General features: G+C 51.5%; 8 protein-coding genes and 6 tRNA genes. 6 read left to right on the forward strand and 8 right to left on the reverse strand.

From position 1 onward, the window contains the following. The 6 genes from pepN (at position 1) to BW941_RS02575 (ending at position 9858) form a co-directional block, all read left to right on the forward strand. Positions 1–2616, forward strand: a complete 2616-nt coding sequence (pepN, locus tag BW941_RS02550) for an aminopeptidase N (RefSeq protein ID WP_076514112.1) — start codon at positions 1–3, stop codon at positions 2614–2616. A 14-nt stretch (positions 2617–2630) separates the two neighbouring features. Next, positions 2631–4040 carry a DUF1329 domain-containing protein gene (locus BW941_RS02555; RefSeq protein ID WP_084188529.1) on the forward strand — a complete coding sequence of 470 codons (1410 nt, stop codon included), beginning with the start codon at positions 2631–2633 and terminating at the stop codon, positions 4038–4040. 156 nt (positions 4041–4196) lie between these two features. Then, on the forward strand, positions 4197–5414 hold the full coding sequence (locus BW941_RS02560) for a WD40/YVTN/BNR-like repeat-containing protein (RefSeq protein ID WP_084188530.1): 1218 nt from the start codon (positions 4197–4199) through the stop codon (positions 5412–5414). After that, entirely contained in the window at positions 5407–7890 is a 2484-nt protein-coding gene (locus BW941_RS02565; protein ID WP_076514114.1) for an efflux RND transporter permease subunit, read from the forward strand. The genes BW941_RS02560 and BW941_RS02565 overlap by 8 nt, the downstream gene beginning before the upstream one ends. Before the next feature lie 87 nt (positions 7891–7977). Then, entirely contained in the window at positions 7978–8835 is an 858-nt protein-coding gene (locus BW941_RS02570; RefSeq protein WP_076514115.1) for a hypothetical protein, read from the forward strand. A 6-nt stretch (positions 8836–8841) separates the two neighbouring features. Then, positions 8842–9858 carry an AraC family transcriptional regulator gene (locus tag BW941_RS02575; protein WP_076514116.1) on the forward strand — a complete coding sequence of 339 codons (1017 nt, stop codon included), beginning with the start codon at positions 8842–8844 and terminating at the stop codon, positions 9856–9858. Positions 9859–10299: 441 nt separating this feature from the next. Here the strand turns inward: BW941_RS02575 and BW941_RS02580 are convergent. The 8 genes from BW941_RS02580 to BW941_RS02615 all read right to left on the reverse strand — a co-directional run bounded on the left by BW941_RS02580 (position 10300) and on the right by BW941_RS02615 (position 15735). Beyond that, positions 10300–10376: transfer RNA gene (locus BW941_RS02580), tRNA-Asp, on the reverse strand. A gap of 28 nt (positions 10377–10404) precedes the next feature. Then, positions 10405–10480 (reverse strand) — tRNA-Val (locus tag BW941_RS02585). Positions 10481–10841: 361 nt separating this feature from the next. Continuing rightward, positions 10842–10918 (reverse strand) — tRNA-Asp (locus BW941_RS02590). A gap of 5 nt (positions 10919–10923) precedes the next feature. Further along, positions 10924–10999, reverse strand: a tRNA-Val gene (locus BW941_RS02595). A 173-nt stretch (positions 11000–11172) separates the two neighbouring features. Further along, positions 11173–11249, reverse strand: a tRNA-Asp gene (locus BW941_RS02600). Positions 11250–11291: 42 nt separating this feature from the next. Beyond that, positions 11292–11367, reverse strand: a tRNA-Val gene (locus tag BW941_RS02605). 76 nt (positions 11368–11443) lie between these two features. Then, positions 11444–14581 (reverse strand): efflux RND transporter permease subunit, encoded by a 3138-nt coding sequence (locus tag BW941_RS02610; RefSeq protein WP_076514117.1) that lies wholly within the window; start codon positions 14579–14581, stop codon positions 11444–11446. Next, on the reverse strand, positions 14578–15735 hold the full coding sequence (locus tag BW941_RS02615; protein WP_076514118.1) for an efflux RND transporter periplasmic adaptor subunit: 1158 nt from the start codon (positions 15733–15735) through the stop codon (positions 14578–14580). The genes BW941_RS02610 and BW941_RS02615 overlap by 4 nt, the downstream gene beginning before the upstream one ends. Between the last annotated feature and the right edge of the window lie 93 nt (positions 15736–15828).

Consider the following 15828-nt stretch of genomic DNA (forward strand, 5'->3'; position numbering starts at 1 on the left):
ATGCGTGACGCTCAACCGAAGGCGATTCAGTTAGCGGACTACCAAGCACCCGCCTATGAAGTGACGGATACCCATCTTAAATTCGAATTAAACGATGGCTATACCCAGGTGCATTCCGTTCTGACACTTAAGCAGGTCGGGGACGGTAATGAACTTGTTCTCAACGGGCAGGACCTCGAACTTCTCAGTATCCGTCTTGACGGAAACGAACTGACAACCGATGACTATGTGCTGGGTGACGAAACTCTGACCCTTAGTGGCTTAGGCGCATCACACACCTTGGAAATATCCACTCAGATATATCCAGAAAAAAATACAGCACTGGAAGGGCTGTATCGTTCAGGCGGTATGTATTGTACACAGTGCGAGGCCGAAGGCTTCCGTCGTATTACTTACTACCCGGACCGCCCGGATGTTATGTCAGTGTTTACAACTGAAATAATCGCCGATGCTGAACAGTTCCCGGTGTTGCTGTCGAACGGCAACCCGGTGAGTGAAAAAACTGAAGATGGCAAAAAGCACGTCGTCTGGCACGATCCGCATAAGAAGCCGGCCTACCTGTTTGCGCTGGTGGCAGGGGATCTTCAGGTTCGTGATGATCACTTCACTACCTGCTCCGGTCGTGAAGTGCTGCTGCGGATTTTTGTTGAACCTCAGAACGTTGACAAAACAGAGTACGCACTGGACGCTCTGAAGCGCTCGATGCGATGGGACGAAGAAGTCTATGGCCGCGAATACGATCTGGATATTTTCATGATCGTCGCCGTTGATGACTTCAACATGGGGGCCATGGAAAACAAAGGTCTGAATATTTTTAACTCGTCCTGTGTTCTTGCTAACCCCGCTACCGCGACCGATGCAGCTTATCAACGTATTGAAGCCATTGTGGCTCACGAATATTTTCACAACTGGTCGGGTAATCGCGTTACCTGTCGCGACTGGTTTCAGTTAAGCCTCAAAGAAGGTTTTACTGTTTTCCGTGATGCCTGTTTCTCTGCGGATATGAATTCATCGACCGTTAAACGCATTGAAGATGCGAGTATGCTGCGCACCGTTCAGTTCGCGGAAGACGGTGGACCTATGGCACATCCGGTACAGCCGGATTCCTACATAGAGATTTCGAACTTCTATACAGTGACCATCTATGAAAAAGGCGCTGAGATCGTTCGTATGTTGCACAAAATTCTGGGTGCCGAAGGATTCCGTAAAGGGTCTGATCTCTACTTTGAACGCCACGATGGTCAGGCTGTCACCATCAACGATTTTGTTCAGGCGATGGAAGACGCCAATGGCGTTGATCTCAGCCAGTTTCGTCTGTGGTACAAACAGTCGGGCACGCCAGTGGTCGAAGTACTTACCCAATACGATCATGCGGCAGAACGCCTGACTATTAACCTGCGCCAGAGTACCCCTGACACACCAGGGCAAACGAATAAGAAACCGCTGTGGATCCCCGTTCAGCTGGGCTTCATTGCGCACAGTGGTGAAGATATAGAAGTGCGCCCCGATCAGCCTGATTTCTGGACGGAAGAAAGCCAGGTACTGCATTTCCGTGAAGCCGAGCAAACTTTCAGCTTTGGCGGTGTGATCGAAGAGCCTGTTGTGTCACTGTTCCGGGATTTCTCCGCCCCCGTGCGTATTAATTATCAGCACAGCCAGTCTGCTTTGCGCTTTATGTTACAGCACGACAGCGATGGTTTTAATCGCTGGGATGCCGGACAGCAACTGATGCTGCACTGGATTGAGCTGGCCGAGAAAGGGCGTTTTAAACTCGTCAAAGAAGACATCGCTGCACTGCACAGTGTAATCAGTGACGAGAGCCTGGACCCGGCGATGGTCGCTTATCTGCTGGCATTGCCATCCGAGGCGTACATCGCAGAAACGCGGAAGTCTTATGATCCTGTCGCTATTCACAATGGTCGTGAGCAGGTTCTGTCTGAGGTGGCTGAAGCGTTAATCGAAGACTTTAAAGCTTGCTACGAACGCTTGAATGTCCCGGCCGAATACCAGCCTGCACCGGCTGATATGGCCCGTCGCTCGCTGAAAAACCTGGCGCTTTCGTACTGGGCTCGCGCATCTTCGGATGGTATCGAAGCGGCTAAGGCGCAGTTTAAAAGTGCAGACAACATGACCGATCAGATGGCGGCACTGCGTGTTCTCGTAACGTGCGCTGATCAAGCTGAAGCGCAGGAAGCACTGAATGCGTTTTACGAGCAGTGGAAACACGATTCACTGGTTGTGAATCAGTGGCTGACAGTCCAATGTGGCTCTTCACGACTGGGCTCGCCGGATCACATTGAAAAAATGCTTGAACACGAAGCATTCGATTGGCGTAACCCCAACAAGGTGCGCTCAGTCATTGGTGCGTTTGCGAATCAGGCACTGTGTCATTTTCATAGTGAAAACGGACGCGGCTACCGCCTGCTGGCGGATGCGGTTATCCGATTGAATGCCAGCAACCCTCAGATTGCTTCACGACTCCTGACGCCACTGACCCGCTGGAAGCGTTTAGTGCCAAGTCAGTCACACTTGATGAAAGCTGAGTTGCAACGAATCATGGATAGCGGCAGTCTTTCGAAAGACGTGTATGAAGTTGTTAGCAAGAGTTTGGTTTAAGGAAAACTGATCTGATGGATCTTTCAGGTGTCATCCGTGTAAAACGCGGTTCCTCATTGCTTGCCACGCTATGCGTGGCGGGTGGTATGTTTGTGTCTCAGGCCTATGCCTCTGTCTCAGTTTCTGAAGCCGAACAGCTTAAGTCTGTCCTTACACCTATGGGTGGGCAGCGCGAGGGCAATGGCCGTGATATTCCCCCATGGCGGGGTGGACTGACTCTGCCGCCGGTTGAGTACAAAGAGCCGGGGCAACATCACCCTGATCCGTTTCCGGACGATCAGCCTCTGTTTACTGTGACTGCTCAGAATATGAATCAGTACAGTAATAATTTGACAGAAGGTCAGAAAGAGATGTTCAGGACCTACCCTGACACCTTCAAAATGCCTGTATATCAAACTCGTCGTACCGCAGCGGCACCTGAGTGGGTGTATGAAAACACCTATAAGAATGCGTTACGCGCCGAATTAGCAGACGGTGGTGATTCGCTTCTTTATTCGTACGCTGGTATTCCTTTCCCCATCCTGAGTGATAATAAAAATCAGGCGGGTATCCAGGCGGTCTGGAATCACATTACTCGCTGGCGTGGCACCTACCTGCAGCTGCAGGCTTCAGAGGTTGCAGTGCATAAGGACGGCAAGTTCACACCGACTACGGTAGAGCAACAGGTTGAATTCAACTACTACAGGCAGGATAAAACGATTGAAGAGCTGGATAACCTACTTTTCTATTATCTGTCTGTGACCAAAGCACCAGCGCGTCTAGCCGGTGGCGCGGTACTGGTCCATGAACCTCTCAACCAGGCAAACGATGCCCGACAGGCCTGGGGTTACAACGCTGGTCAGCGTCGTGTACGTCGTGCCCCTAACCTTGCGTACGACACGCCTATTGCCGCTGCAGATGGCTTACGCTATGCCGACGACACGGACATTTATAACGGTTCACCGGACCGCTATAACTGGAAACTTATCGATAAACGCGAAATCTACATTCCATATAATAACTATCGTCTCACCTCGAATGAGGCAAGTTACAACGATATTCTGCGCCCAGGGCATCTCAACCCAGAATACACCCGCTATGAAAAACATCGTGTCTGGGTCGTTGAAGGTACGCTTAAAGATGGTATGAGGCATGTTTACAGCAAAAGAGTGTTCTATATTGATGAAGATACTTGGAGCATTGCGGTAGCAGATCAGTACGATATGAATGGCCAGTTGTGGCGTGTGAGCATGGCCTATATTAAGACGTATTATGAGCTACCGGTGACCTGGACAGGCATGGACGTATTCCATGACCTTCGTGATCGCCGCTACCATGTACAGGGCATGACGAACGAAGAGCCCGAAGAAATTGATTACAGTAACCCACCTCCGGGTGATCGTTACTTCACACCGGCTGAATTGCGTCGACGCGGACGCCGATAACACCTCCCCGTTAATTTTCTCTGTCAAGGGGGCGTAGCAGTAAGGTGCGGGAAGCGCCAGCTGGATTACATAACGTAACAAGTGCGTGTTAGTCAGTGGTAGGGCTGTCCGCTAGACTAGCGCCGCTTTAATAATGCTAATAATACGGGGTTTTATATGTTTTCTGATTTGGTCAGGCCATGGACAGGCAACCAAAAGAGCGGGCTAAGCCTCCTCTCGGGTCTGTTCATTACCGGGGCTCTGGCTACATCAACCGGAGCATTCGCAGAGTGGCAGGACCCTCTCCAGACACCTGCAATGTCGTCCGACAAAGCGCATCAATCATTGTTACTCGATGTTACAGAACGTGGAAACGCGCTTGTCAGTGTTGGTGCCTATGGTCACGCTATCGTTTCAACAGATAATGGCTTCACCTGGTTTCAGGGCAGCGTTCCTGTGACCACTACCCTCACATCCGTTGATTTTGCTGACGAAAAGAACGGCTGGGCGGTCGGCCATGACGGCGTGATACTTAATACGGCGGACGGTGGATTAAACTGGACGAAACAGTTTGACGGCTTCAAAGCCAACGAAGCGATGCTGACCTCGGCGCGGAATAATCTGACAAATGCTGAAGAGCGCTCAGAAGAAATTCAGGAAACGGGTTCAGATATGGAAGTAGAGCAGGCCATGACTGCTCTGGAGAATGCAGAATTTGCATTCCAGGACGCCGAGTACGACCTCGAAACCGGCTCGACAAAACCCTTTCTTGATGTGTATTTCTGGTCAGCCAAAGAAGGTATTGCAGTGGGGGCCTACGGCATGGCTTTCCAGACGATGGACGGTGGTAGTGAGTGGTTTGAAATCAGCTCAAGATTGCCAAACCCGAATCGCCTGCACCTCAACGCAATTACCCGCGTCGGCGAACGCTCACTGACTATTGTGGGTGAAATGGGGCTTATGCTTCGATCCGACGATATGGGTGAAACCTGGGTTGGTCAGTCAGCGCCTTACGACGGCTCTCTTTTCGGGTTGCTGGATGAAGGGGATACCCAGATTCTTTTCGCTCTGCGAGGACACACCTATCGCTCCGACGACGATGGCATTACCTGGCAGGCGCTGGATACCGGCTCTGAGCAGACTCTGCTGGGCGGCTTCAGTTCAGATCGTGGTGCAATGCTGGTCGGTAACGGCGGTAGCGTGGTGACGCTGAACGCTCAGCTATCTGGAGCAGAATCTACAATCATCGCTGGCCGCAAAGGCGCAGCATCAGTTATTCGCAGTGAAGCCGGGCATTTCGTTATTGCCGGCGACGCTGGTATTCAATTGGTAAGCAGAGAGGGCAAATTGTTGCAACGTCAGGCGGAAATGAGCGAGGAGAAAGGCAATGAGTGAACAAAAGCACCATTACTCCTCTGAGCCGGAGCACTACATTCTGTCTTCAGAATCGGAGCCGTTTCTTGAACGCCTGATCTTTAACAATCGCTCGCTGGTCATCGTCGTACTGATGGCCCTGACTGCGTTATTTGGCTATGGCCTGAGTAAGGTTACGCTGGATGCCAGTATCGAAAAATATATCCCTCTGAACCACGAGTACATCCAGAACTACCTTGTTCATAAAGATGAGATGAAAAGTGGTGTAGCCAACGTAAAAATTGCTGTCGAAACAACTGACGGTGACATTTTTACCCAGGACTACATGGATACTCTGAGTAAAATCAGTGACGAAATCTTTTTCGTTAAAGGTGTCGACCGCTCCGGAATGGAGTCTCTCTGGACACCGAACGTCCGTTGGATGGAAGTGACGGAGGAAGGTTTTCAGGGCGGCCCGGTTATTCCGAGCACCTATGATGGTTCTCCTGACAGCCTCGAACAGGTTCGTCAGAATGTCTTGAAGTCGGGTCAGGTTGGTCGTCTGGTGGCGAACAACTTCGAGTCTTCGATCATTAATGTTCCACTGGTTGAGTACAACCCGGACACGGGTGAAAAACTAAGCTACGCAACATTCAGCGCTGATCTCGAAGAAAAAATTCGCAACAAATACGGCAGTGATCAGTACCGTATTTATATCACCGGTACGCCTAAAAAACTGGGTGACCTGCTCGAGGGGGCACAGTCGATCGCACTTTTCTTCCTCGCTGCTATGGTGATGACTGCGATTCTTCTTTATCTCTATTCCCGCTGTATCCGCGGCACCATCGTTCCTATTGTGGCATCTCTGATTGCAGTAGTCTGGCAGTTAGGTTCACTGGCGCTGATGGGATTCACCATCGACCTGTATTCTGTTCTGGTGCCTTTCCTCGTATTCGCGATTGGTATCAGTCATGGTGTTCAGATCATTAACGGTATTGCGATTGAATCCGGTAAAGGGGCATCGCCGGTTCAGGCGGCGCGTCACGCATTCCGTGGTTTATATGTCCCAGGCATGCTGGCACTACTCAGCGACGCGATTGGCTTCCTGACGCTGCTCTTTATTGATATCGGCGTAATTCAGGAACTGGCGATTGCAGCGAGTGTGGGTGTCGCAATGATCATCGTGACCAACCTGGTACTGTTGCCAGTGATCATGTCGTACATCGGTATCAGCCAGCCGGGTATCGACCATGCCTATAAAGCATCTCAGAGCAAGGCGCCGGTATGGCGTGGCCTCTCTGCATTTGCCAGCCGTAAGGTTGCACCATTTCCAATTGCTATCGCTATCGCAATGGGGATCGGTGGTTATTACTACAGTCAGGATCTGAAAATTGGTGACCTTGATAAAGGTGCGCCAGAACTTCGCGCTGACAGCCGTTACAACAAAGACAACGCCTTTATGGTCGGGAATTACTCCACCAGTTCAGACGTATTTGTTGTTATGGTCGAGACGGCTCCTGAGCGTTGTAATGCATATAAAGTCATGGACGCTATGGATCGCTTCATGTGGTACATGGAGAACGTCCCGGGCGTTCAGTCTGCGACCTCGCTTGTCACTGTGTCCAAGCTGGTAACCAAATCGATGAACGAAGGTAACCTGAACTGGTCAGCGTTGTCGCGCAACCAGACGGTTCTGAATACCTCCATTCAACGTGCGCCGGGTGCACTGCTGAATTCAGATTGCTCCATGGCGCCAGTGATTATTTACCTGAACGATCACAAAGCTGAGACACTTGAGACTGTGGTCGCCGCTGTCGAAAACTTTAAAGACAGCTACGACGATGACGTCGATATGAAGTTCTACGGCTATCGCTACAACGAACTCGAGCAGGCGATCGAAGATGGTGAAATCGCTTCGGTGCCTGTGCGCTTCCAGTTAGCTTCTGGTAACGCGGGTATTGAAGCTGCGACGAATCAGGTAATTGCTGATGCGCAGGGCACCATGTTGATCTTCGTCTACGTGGTTGTTTTTGTGCTTTGCTTTATCACCTTCCGTAGCTTGCGTGCCGTTGCCTGTATTCTGATTCCTCTGGCGTTGACTTCTATTCTGAGTCAGGCGCTGATGACGTACCTGGATATCGGTGTGAAGGTGGCAACGCTGCCAGTGATCGCGCTGGGTGTCGGTATCGGTGTCGATTACGGTATTTATATCTATAACCGCCTCGAAGTTATGATTCTGGCTGGTAAGTCGATGCAGGAAGCCTTCTTTGAAACCCTGCGCTCGACGGGTAAGGCCGTTAGCTTTACCGGCGTGACTCTGGCCATTGGTGTAGCAACCTGGATGCTCTCGCCAATTAAGTTCCAGGCCGACATGGGGATTCTGCTGACCTTTATGTTCCTTTGGAACATGCTCGGTGCATTGATTCTGCTTCCTGCTCTGGCGAGCTTCCTGCTCAAACCAGAGAGCATGCTGGCACGCCACAAGAAAAAGCACGGTGAGGTACCACCTGCGGGATAATACTTCCGAAAGCAGGTAAACTAATGCCCCTGACAGAGCCTCTGTTCAGGGGCATTTTTTTAGCACTCGTTTGTCGTTGGAGTAAGAATGAAAAGTCCGCTTGGCCTGGAAGCCAGAATCCCGGTATTTGAGCTGTTCAAAGACGCGTTGTTTTTGCTGTGGGCAAAGCGCGGTCGCTTATTGAGTATGTTCCTCCCCATTATTCTTGTACTGGTTGTTCTTGATCGATACAGCGCGGCTATTACTGAACCGATTATGGCTGCGATGGGACAGGAAGGCGGAAATATGGAGATGGGCTTTCCTTTGGAATTCTGGATAGTCACGGGCATATCCGGGCTATTGAGTGTCCTTCTTGCGACCACTGTACACCGCTTCACTTTGCAGGATGCGTCTCACTGGCCAAGCAATGCACTACGAGTTCCTAATCGCTCAGACTGGCGTTACTTACTCCGCTCATTACAGCTGGTTTTTGTCTCTGCAGGGGCTGGCCTTGGCGTGACGGTTGTCGCGATGGTAATTCTGGGAGTCGTGACCGGCGCCAGTGATCCTGCGGCGATGCAGCAGGTGGTTGGTCTGGCGTTTATTCCAGCCTTCATGTTAATGCTCTACATCCTCGCACGTTTGTCGATTACCTTGCCTGAAATTGCGATCGGTACCGAGGGCTCTGATCTCGGGCGGGCCTGGCGGATGAGCAAGGGTAACGGTACTCGTCTGGTTATCGTGGCGTTGGCCTTACCTCTTGTGGTTAACCTTCCGTTCTTATTGCTAGTGTCTCTGGATAACGTAGTTACTGATATCGTCGCGGCATTTGGGATCTACTCAATGACGCTGATTTCAATTACGGTACTCTCGCTCAGCTACCAATTCCTGCTTGAGTTCTATGAGCCGGATGAAGGTGAAGAGGTCACTCCTGAGAAGGATGACGATGATGGAATGGACGCCTGATCAAACATGAAGCTGGGTGATCTGAGCATTACCTACGTCGAGGTGATCGCATCCACCATGCGCACCCTCGGTGCTGACCCGGATGCGCTGCTGGGTCAGTACAATATTCTTCCTGAAACGCTTGCATCCCCTGATACCCGAATCAGTATTCCTCGCTTTATGCGCATCGGACACGATGCCATTCAGCAAACCAAATCCCCTTGGTTTGGTTTAGAAATGGGCCGCCATACCTGGCCAGCTCAATTGGGCTTAGCGGGCCTGGTCGCGATGACGGCTCCGGATCTCCGTCGGGCCTGTCAGGCGATTGCAGGCTTTGAACTGCTGTCGAGCTTTAATGCGCGTGGTGCGAGTTCGTTCTCGTTGAAGGAGGGTAAGCCTGCGCTTAAGTTCTACTCTGTCAGCCCTTATAACGCCTATAACCTGTTTGTGGTCGACTCGGTGCTTTCGAGTTGGGCACACATTCTTGGGGTTATCAGCGGGCAAACCGACGGTATCCTTGAATCTGTCGATATTGAGTTTTCAGATCCGGGCTATGCGGATGTTTATCGTCGCTACTTTAAATGTCCGGTGAATTTTGGCGCTGGCTCTAATCGATTAGTGCTCCAAAATGAAGCACTGAATTTACCCGTGATCCAAAGTTGCCACTCGGTTTATGAAGGCTTGAAACGTCAGGCAGAACGAGAACTCGATAGGGTAAGGCTAGGTCTCAGCGTGACAGAGCAGGTAGCCCGCACTGTGGCGCCGCTGCTGGACGGTGAGACACCTGAGCTGAGTAAGGTTGCCAGTCGACTGAATATGGCGCCCTGGACGCTTCGCAGGCGCCTTCAGGCTGAAGGAAAGACCTATCAGGATGTACTCAACGCAACGCGCAAAGATCTGGCGGTAAGTTATATCAGGGATACGTCTCTGACATTAGGGGAAATAGCGTATTTGCTGGGGTTTGGGTCTGCTGCGGCATTCCAGCGCGCATTCCGGCGCTGGACCGGCGAGGCGCCGGGCCGCTATAGGGAAAACTGCCGCTAGGGCAGAGCCGCAGTTACATCTCTACGGCGTCATCACAGTCGTCTTCGTAATCGTCAAAGCCGACATCTAACAGATCTTCAATGTAATCAGACATTTTCGATCTCCTTTTTGTTGTTAATCCAATCCTGTTGGTTTGCCACTACAGGAACTCTTCCTGAGCGACGACTTAAAAGTACACAGCTGATCGTGAAGAAAGTACTCAAACGAATTCAGCATATAGCGTGCCACTTAAAGTAAATATAGTCGCTACTGGAGAAAAGACCAGGCATCCTTGCCCGAGTTCCCAGACTTCCCTGCGACTATGTGTAAAAGATAGTCAGCCAATATGACGTGGATATGACATTGGCTCGGAAACTCTGATACCGGAGCGTAAAGATCTGTTGGAGATGAAGAAGACTAATTAAGAACTATCGAGTGAAGTAGGGGGATCTAAAAAGTAGATGGCGGACTGGACGGGACTCGAACCCGCGACCCCCGGCGTGACAGGCCGGTATTCTAACCAACTGAACTACCAGTCCGCATTGTATTCACTTTATTGCAAAGTGATGGTGGGTGATGACGGGATCGAACCGCCGACCCTCTGCTTGTAAGGCAGATGCTCTCCCAGCTGAGCTAATCACCCTAATAGGCTTTTCGCTTCGCTGATTGAGTTGTTACTGCGTTGTTCCTCGCTCGTCCCTTCGCCTACCAGTAGGTATGTCTCAGGGTACTCGCTGCGGTACGCCTTGTACCATTCTCAATCATCAAACCGCATCGAGAGCGGTGAAAGCATTTCAATTTTACTTCTTGAGAGAAGCTCTTTGACTTTCATCTAAGAGGAAGATGGCGGACTGGACGGGACCCGACTGGGCCGGCATTCCGGACCGCGACCAAGGCTAAATTAATCAGCGTCTTAGTCAATGTTGGCGGACTGGACGGGACCCGACTGGGCCGGCATTCCGGACCGCGACCAAGGCTAAATTAATCAGCGTCTTAGTCAATGTTGGCGGACTGGACGGGACTCGAACCCGCGACCCCCGGCGTGACAGGCCGGTATTCTAACCAACTGAACTACCAGTCCACATTTGGTGGGTGATGACGGGATCGAACCGCCGACCCTCTGCTTGTAAGGCAGATGCTCTCCCAGCTGAGCTAATCACCCAAACTCGTTTATCGCTTCGCTGATTGAGTTGCTACTGCGTTGTTCCTCGCTCGTCCCTTCGCCTACCAGTAGGTATGTCTCAGGGTACTCGCTGCGGTACGCCTTGTATCATTCTCAATCATCAAACCGCTTTGAGGCAGTAGATGCGATGAAACAAAAACTGTTTTTGAAGTTGGCGGACTGGACGGGACTCGAACCCGCGACCCCCGGCGTGACAGGCCGGTATTCTAACCAACTGAACTACCAGTCCACTTTCAAAAACTGAGTCTTTTCAGACTCTTGCATCAGGATTTGGTGGGTGATGACGGGATCGAACCGCCGACCCTCTGCTTGTAAGGCAGATGCTCTCCCAGCTGAGCTAATCACCCATGCCCTGAAGCGAGGTCGCATTCTACTCGCGTCAGGGCGGATGTCAAACGCTATATGCAATTTTTTCTACTTTTTTCAGTGACTTGCATTATGTTCGTGGTCGCGGTCCTTATTGCGGTCGCGCCAAACCAGCAATGCCGGGGTAAAGATCAATGTCAGTACGGTGGCGAAGGTCAGCCCGCCGGCAATAGCGGTCGATAACTGGGTCCACCATTGCGATGACGGAGCACCCATACTGACTTCTCTATGGATCAGGTCGATGTTCCACTGCATCACCATTGGTACCAGGCCGACGACCGTTGTAACAGCCGTCAGAAGCACAGGGCGCAGACGGATGGCCCCCGTGCGCATCGCTGCGTCAAAGGCGCTCACGCCGGTCATACGGATCTGGTTGTAGGTATCGATCAATACGATATTGTTATTCACCACGATGCCCGCCAGCGAGATTACACCCACGCCGCTCATTACAATGCCGAACGGCTCGCCGCGGATCAGCAGTCCCATGAGTACGCCTGCAACCGACAGAATAATCGCGCTCATAATCAGGCCTGCCTGATAGAAGCTATTAAACTGAGTCACGAGCAAGGTCACCATCAGGAAGATAGCAATAGAGAAGGCGCTCATCAGGAATATGCCCGTTTCCATCTGTTGCTCAAAGTCACCGCGGAATTTCGGTTCAACCTCAGCTTCCAGCCAGTCGAATTCTTTCAGTTTTTCACCAAGCTCAGCGATTTTTTCGTTTGAGTTGACGCCCTCGGCGACGTTCGCTGTGATCAGGTAGCGACGTTTGCCGTCGACGCGCACAATATCGCCCGTTTTATTAATCGGTACGCGGGTGACAAACTGGCTGAGCGGTACCAAGCCTTTTGCTGTCTTGATATTAATATCGGTGAACAGGTCGATCGTGCGTTTTTGCTCTGGGTACCTGAGAAGAATATCGAGTTCTTCATCTGCGTAATCAGGCTGGAACTGAGTAATGACCTGGCCACCGGTAATCATACGAATCAAAGAGCCGATTTCCGCAACACTGGCACCAAAGCGTACGGCTTCTTCACGATCAATATCCAGACGCCATTCGACACCATCAAGAGGGCGGTCATCGCGCACATCTTTTAATTCAGGATCTTCTCGGAGCATGGGCAATACTTTTTCCAGCATGGGAACAATATTGCTCTCGCTGCGGCTGCTCAGTTGTAACTGAATTGGAGGGCCGCCGGCTGGGCCGCCTTCTTTTTTGCGGGTCTCGATGATAATGCCGGGCAAGTGCGCTGTGCGCTCTTCAATTTCTGCAAGAATATCGTCAGCAGTACGGCGTGACTGCCAGTCGACTAATTCCAGCTGAATGCGGCCAACCAGGTCGGGCGGGGATGACTCCATGCCACCACGCGGTGCGGTCACAAATACAGAGGTATAAATGGCGTCGATTTCTTTCATGTCGAAGATTTCATATTCGACTTCTCTGACCAGCGCTTCGCGCTCGGCGAATGAGAGGTTGCCACGGGCACGGACATCTACCATGGCGACATCAACATCCACTTCAGGGAAAAACTCGGTGCCATGCCCACCAACACCGTAGATACCGAACGATGCTGTTACAAATAACAGAACGATGCCACATGTCGTCCCAGGATTTTCCAGTGCTTTGCGAAGCACTTTTACGTAGCGGGCAGAGAATCCGCTCATCTTGTCGAAGTCTCCGTTTTCGGCAGCGACAATCACATCGAGTGCTTCCTGATCATGGTGCCCGGCACGTCCGAGGACTTTGCCTACCGCAGGAATCACGATCAGCGCCATAACCAGCGAGCCGGTCAAGGTAAAAAGCAGTGTCAGCGGCAGGTATTTCATAAATCCGCCCATTACACCCGGCCAGAACAGAAGCGGAAGGAATACGGCAAGCGTTGTAGCGGTCGAAGCAATGATCGGCCAGGCCATCCGGCGAGCCCCTTCGTTATAAGCGTCGCGCGCCCGCATACCTTCAGCCAGACGTCGGTCGGCGTACTCAACCACAACGATGGCACTGTCGACCAGCATGCCGACAGAGAGAATCAGCGCGAACAGAACAACCATGTTTAGCGTATCGCCCATCGCATTAATGGCCATAATCCCCATCAGGAAGGCACCGGGAATGGCGAGGCCAACGAGTATGGAAGAGCGCACACCGAGGCTGCCGAGAATCAGCAGGAATACAAGCAGCGTAGCCACCAGAACACTGTTGAACAGATCGTTCAACATCGTGCGGATCTGCTTTGACTCGTCCTGAATAATGCCGAGTTTTATTCCTTCAGGGAGCATCTCTTTGGCAGCATCTGTAATGACCCGGACTTCATCCAGCGTCTCAATAATGTTAGCGCCGATACGCTTTTTAATTTCCAGGGTAACGGCCTGGTGGCCGTTAACACGTGCACCGGTAGATGGGTCTTTAAAAGAAAGACGACCTACGGCCACGTCCTGAAACAGAACCACTTCGTCACCAACCGATTTAACCGGCAACCTCAGAAGCCCTTCAATATCGTTAATCCTGCCCGGAATTTTTACACTGAAGCGCCCTTGTTCATTATTAATATCTTCTGTGGCGACGAGCAGGCTGTTATTACGGAGAAGGTTGCCGACTTCGGTAAGAGATAAGCCGTAATTGTCCATTTTTGCAGGATCAATAATCAGCTCGGCGACCTGTTCACGCTTACCTTTAATGTCTACTTCCAGTACGCCCGGTAACGATTCGATGCGTTTTTTCAGTTCGTCGGCAGCCAGATAAAGAACATGCTCGTCAACATCACCCGCAACGGTCACCACCATCACAGGGAAGAGAGCGACGTTAATTTCCCGAACAATAGGCTCTTCACTGTCGGCAGGCAGTTCACCAACAGCATCATTGACTTTGTTGCGTACATCATCGAGCGCATTGTCGATATCGACGTTGCTATAAAACTCCAGCTGAATCGACAAGTGTCCGAATGTGGCTGTGGACACCATTTCTTTCAGTCCCTCAAGGCCCTGTAGTTGAGTTTCCAGGGGTTCATAAAGCAAGGTGTCGGCATCTTCAGGAGAAATACCGTTGTGAACCACAGAGACGTAGACATTTGGAATAGTAACGTCGGGTGAGCTTTCTTTCGGAATCGTAATAAGCGTGGCTGTGCCGGTGATCAGCATCAGCACAAACAGCATAATGACAGTGCGGTGCCGGTTGATAGCGGCTTCGATCAGACTTCTCATATTTCAGCGGCCTTCTGCTGATGTTCGTCCGCGTCGTCATCCCGCTGAGTGCTATCGGTGTCTTCGTTTTTCTTAGAGCGTGAAGATACCTGTTCTTTGGCTTCGACTTTCTGGCCGATGTCGACGAAACCCTGACCCACGGTTATCAGGCGGATATCGCCCTGGGGGCCGTAAATCCAGATACCGTCAGTACCCGCTTCAAGGATATCGACGCTGACAATGACCACCCGGTTGTCTTCATCGAGTAACTTAACGCCGAGGCCGCCGTCTTCGGTGATAATCAGCAGGGCAGGCGAAATCTCGTAGGCATCCTGTTTACCCTGAGGAATCATTAATGTTGCGGTCTGGCCATCATAGAGGCCGTCGCGGTCGCCGGTGACTTCCATCTCTACGGCGTATGTGCGAGTGTCTGCGGAGGCTGAAGCGGCGATAAAACGGATGGTGCCTTTTACCCGCTTGCCGGTTGGCAATTCAGCATAGGCCTCAGAGCCAACACGGACATCATTGATCGACTTTTCAGATAAGGCACCTTTGATCAGCATGGTGCGGTTATCAATGACGCGAACCAGTGCCGTCCCCGGTGATACGTACTCACCTTCCTCGACGTAACGCTGGTCATAAATACCGTCGAAAGGTGCTTTTACGCGTGTAGCTTCCAGGTCGAGTTTAATGTCGGTCAGCGCCGCTTCCGCTTCTGCGAGTTCGGATTCTGCGATGACGACTGCAGATTGATTGGTCAGGTCTCGGTCGAACAGATTGCGGGTACTCTGGGTTTCGAGTTTACGACGCTTTAGCTGTGCCTCTGCCTGCTTCAGCCTGGCTGGTAGGTTGCGCTGATCAATTTTGAGCAATAACTGGCCTTCGTTTACCTGAGTGCCCTTGGTGGCCGGCAATCCAGTCACTTTACCACTGACTTCCGCCACGATATCCACCGCGCGGTTTGCCGCGACGTGCGCCGAGACCTTCACCGAGCGTTCTTTGATCTCAGGCTTGAGTACCTTGTAAGCCACCGTCAGGCTGAGCTCTTCCTGAGAGAGTGGGCGGTCTGTGACATCTTCGGTATGTGCAGGGCCGGTAATCACCCACAGAACAAGAATGAACAGGATCGCCAGTGCGACTTTGTGTGAGAAGCTCAGCTTCAGTGCGTTACTCATAATACTTTCCTGAAATCCGGGGGCGCCGATACGGCGTTCCCTCCTGTCTTGACCGTTGAATCCCCAAAACAGTGCACAACGGTGGCAGTTTTT

The organism is Thalassolituus maritimus (genome assembly GCF_900156675.1).
Taxonomy (GTDB): domain Bacteria; phylum Pseudomonadota; class Gammaproteobacteria; order Pseudomonadales; family Oceanobacteraceae; genus Thalassolituus; species Thalassolituus maritimus.

Coding starts and splice junctions, on each gene's coding strand:
- pepN (WP_076514112.1), top strand. CDS start 1: ATGCGTGACGCTCAACCGAAGGCGATTCAGTTAGCGGACTACCAAGCA.
- BW941_RS02555 (WP_084188529.1), top strand. CDS start 2,631: ATGGATCTTTCAGGTGTCATCCGTGTAAAACGCGGTTCCTCATTGCTT.
- BW941_RS02560 (WP_084188530.1), top strand. CDS start 4,197: ATGTTTTCTGATTTGGTCAGGCCATGGACAGGCAACCAAAAGAGCGGG.
- BW941_RS02565 (WP_076514114.1), top strand. CDS start 5,407: ATGAGTGAACAAAAGCACCATTACTCCTCTGAGCCGGAGCACTACATT.
- BW941_RS02570 (WP_076514115.1), top strand. CDS start 7,978: ATGAAAAGTCCGCTTGGCCTGGAAGCCAGAATCCCGGTATTTGAGCTG.
- BW941_RS02575 (WP_076514116.1), top strand. CDS start 8,842: ATGAAGCTGGGTGATCTGAGCATTACCTACGTCGAGGTGATCGCATCC.
- BW941_RS02610 (WP_076514117.1), bottom strand. CDS start 14,581: ATGAGAAGTCTGATCGAAGCCGCTATCAACCGGCACCGCACTGTCATT.
- BW941_RS02615 (WP_076514118.1), bottom strand. CDS start 15,735: ATGAGTAACGCACTGAAGCTGAGCTTCTCACACAAAGTCGCACTGGCG.